Source organism: Vibrio sp. 1562, assembly GCF_033340155.1.
GTDB lineage: Bacteria > Pseudomonadota > Gammaproteobacteria > Enterobacterales > Vibrionaceae > Vibrio > Vibrio alginolyticus.
Genome location: NZ_JAWOVY010000835.1, coordinates 1 through 505, shown reverse-complemented (window position 1 = coordinate 505; position 505 = coordinate 1). Strand labels below are relative to the sequence as shown.

Annotated in this window: 1 protein-coding gene; it reads right to left on the bottom strand. The window is 44.4% G+C overall.

What is annotated here, in order from left to right; genetic code table 11:
* Positions 1-505: D-alanyl-D-alanine carboxypeptidase family protein (locus tag R7Z49_RS27945; protein ID WP_318112912.1), on the bottom strand; the 505-nt coding region annotated here is incomplete at both ends.

Sequence of the window (505 nt, the reverse complement as noted above, 5' to 3'; positions counted from 1 at the left end):
TGATTGCTTGACCCAACTTAGCTATATCATGCGGTGTTGAATACAAACCATCGCTATCTAAACCATGAGGGTTAGTAAATGAGGAATTCGTCAAACCAAGTTGACTCGCCCAACTATTCATTAAGCTAACAAAGCCTGCTTCGCTGCCAGCGACGTGCTCTGCAATGGCAACACTAGCATCGTTTCCTGACTGAACCACCAATCCTCGATATAAATCAGACAGAGACACAGATGTGTTTACTTCGATGAACATTTTGGAAGAATCTGGGAAGTTTTTCGCCCAAGCGTTGCGACTAATGACAACTTGATCATCGAGACTGATATTGCCAGCGTTTACTTCTTGTCCTGCAACATAAGCAGTCATCAACTTAGTTAAGCTCGCTGGGTTTAATCGTTTGTCTGCATCGCGCTCTACCAACACTTTACCTGTGTGATAGTCCATCAGTACATAACCGCGAGAGCTTAATTCAGGTGCATTAGGGACAACTGTTGGTGCAGCAAAGGC